This window comes from Sulfitobacter sediminilitoris (assembly GCF_010667575.1).
GTDB lineage: Bacteria > Pseudomonadota > Alphaproteobacteria > Rhodobacterales > Rhodobacteraceae > Sulfitobacter > Sulfitobacter sediminilitoris.
Window position 1 is genome coordinate 1 of sequence record NZ_JAABNT010000066.1, and the last position, 1,916, is coordinate 1,916.

Annotated in this window: 2 protein-coding genes and 1 pseudogene; 1 reads left to right on the forward strand and 2 read right to left on the reverse strand. The window is 57.2% G+C overall.

The features are described 5' to 3' along the window. A pseudogene (locus tag GV827_RS23095) lies at nt 1–357 on the forward strand (hypothetical protein); the annotation flags it as partial. Between the two features lie 9 nt (nt 358–366). Here the strand turns inward: GV827_RS23095 and GV827_RS23100 are convergent. Next, nucleotides 367–945: a hypothetical protein gene (locus GV827_RS23100; protein WP_328823214.1), complete on the reverse strand. Its 579-nt coding sequence runs from the start codon at nt 943–945 to the stop codon at nt 367–369. A gap of 137 nt (nt 946–1,082) precedes the next feature. Continuing rightward, nucleotides 1,083–1,586, reverse strand: a complete 504-nt coding sequence (locus GV827_RS23105; RefSeq protein WP_164356665.1) for a DUF1679 domain-containing protein — start codon at nt 1,584–1,586, stop codon at nt 1,083–1,085. Nucleotides 1,587–1,916: the final 330 nt, after the last annotated feature.

The window sequence follows — 1,916 nt, forward strand, 5'->3', positions numbered from 1 at the left end:
CCGGTCGCCGATTTCTTCAATGAACTGCTGCTGGCCATTATTTCACCGAATGCTGGGGTCGAGCTGGCCATTAACGGACTGATGCCCACGCGGGTCGCAACCGCGATGCGGCACCTTCTTGTGGCTCGGGTCACCCTGTTCCGACTGCTTGGTCAACTAGTCGGCGTGGTTATCGGGCAAGCGGGGGCGCATCTGTTGACCCTGCCCGCCATCATCTGGCTGTCCCACGCGCACGGCGCCTGGGACAGGGCTCACGATATGACGTTCTTCATACTTTCCATGGCCGCCTGGGTGCTGTTGTTCTGGCTGCACAACGACCGAATGTACACCCTGCTGCAGACCGGCATTTCGGGCTGACAAAACGCATTACTGATAACGTTCCTGAATGGACTGCAACGCCTGTTCGATCACCGCAGGCGCCGCTCCGTCCTGCCTCTCCAGTATCCGCGCTAGCCACAAACGATGCACCCCGATCACCTTTATCGGAAACACTCCTGACGCGCCGGTGACCTTTGCGGCGGCCAGCCGATGTGTTCCATGGGCGGTCTTTATCAGCGCACCATCTCGTCCGATCATCCCTTCCGGCAGATCCGCGCCCGGTCGCTGCTGATAGCCTTCCTGTTTCATCGAGGTCAGCAACGGCACCAGATAATCCGAAAACACCGCGTCCAACTCCTTGGTACTGTGCGCAGTCTCGGTCTTATGCGCAAAGACACCCTTGCTGCTAACGGCCTTTTCTCCCTGCTGATACCAGATCGAATTCTGATACTGCGGCAGGCTTTGATTCAGGTCTTCGATCAGGGCGTATTCTTCGCGTTCCGTGAACGGCTTGCTGTTCAGATCCCAACGCCCGCCAAACACCCCCTTGCGGCCCAGCAGGTATTTCAACCGCAATACAAAACCCTGATGCACGATGCGCGGCAGATTCAGCGCAGACCAAACCACCCATGACAAATGCGGCTCCAAAGTGTGTTGGACAATTTTGTGGGGATCCACATAAAGCACATGTGGTTGAAACGCTGGTAATCCCGTCACTGCCATAGGTCTCCGTGCAAAAAAAGCCGCTTATAGATTCCTGCGCCTCAGCCTTGCCGATAATCTGATGCCACACCCTCGGCCAAATCAAAGGCAAAACGCGTGGTTTGTGCAACCATCTCGCAAAACAGCTCTTCCGGGAAGTTTTCAAGATTTCTTTGCATCCTCGCCAGGCTGCACAGCACATGCGGCACAACCGCATCGTGTTCTAGCTCCAAAGCCGCCAACAAGCGCAAGAGCTTGCGACGGGTCAGGTGCGCTGAAGTGCTGCAGCTCAGGCAAAAGCGGCAAAAATCGAAGAACGGAAAGCCATTAACCGTGGCTCCAGCCCAATCGATAACAGAAAACGACCAGGCCGACCCACGGGGCGCATACATGATGTTGCCCATCCAAAGATCAGAATGTTGCACGGTTTGAACCGGCCGCCAGCGCCCAAGTCTCAACTGCTCTGATGTTTCAGCCGCAGTCTGCTTGACGCGCCCGGGAAGGTTGGAATTTTCCGCCAGCAAGATCACGTCCGCCGCAAGCGATTCCTGTGCTTCGGGCGCCATTGGGGCAGCTGTTTCCACCGAAAGCCCCTGCACCCAATCCAGAATACGGGGAGCATGCCAGCGCTTTGCCGCAGAACTGAACGGTCTTCTTTCCGGAAACGTTGTCAGCATGGGCCAGATGGCGTAGGAAAGTCCCGCGACTTCTCCGGTTTCCAGCGGCTCTATTACAGGCTCTGCGATACGCGGCGACAGCTGACCGCGGATTGCAGCGATTTTTCGCACCCCCCTGGCCACAAGATCGGGATTTCCGGCACTGGAACATGTCACGAAGGCCCGCAAACCGTATCCGGTCTGAACAAGAAACTTCCGGGTGGCATCCGGGGGCGCAGG

What these genes read in the sequence shown, in the direction of transcription:
- GV827_RS23105 (WP_164356665.1), bottom strand. Translation starts at nt 1,586, where the DNA reads ATGGCGCCCGAAGCACAGGAATCGCTTGCGGCGGACGTGATCTTGCTG.